Below are 255 nucleotides of genomic sequence, written 5' to 3' on the forward strand. Positions count from 1 at the left end.
TCGCAGTACGGCTCGCTGACCCGCCAGAAGCTGAAGCGCCAGATCCTCGATCAGCTTGACGAGATGTACAAGTTCGAGACCCCGGCTTCGCTGGTCGACGCTGAATATAACGGCATCTGGAGCCAGGTGAACAACGATCTCGCCCAGTCCGGCAAGACCTTTGAAGACGAAGACACGACCGAAGAGAAGGCGCGCGACGAATACAAGGCGCTCGCCGAACGTCGCGTCCGTCTCGGCCTCGTTCTCTCCGAAATC

The 255-nt window shown here is 59.2% G+C and carries 1 pseudogene; it reads left to right on the forward strand.

The annotated features are described in order from the left end of the window. Positions 1 to 255, forward strand: a pseudogene (locus ACEN8I_RS24165) (hypothetical protein); the annotation flags it as partial.

Origin of the sequence: Polaromonas sp. CT11-55, from assembly GCF_047303325.1 — a bacterium.
Lineage (GTDB): Bacteria > Pseudomonadota > Gammaproteobacteria > Burkholderiales > Burkholderiaceae_C > Polaromonas.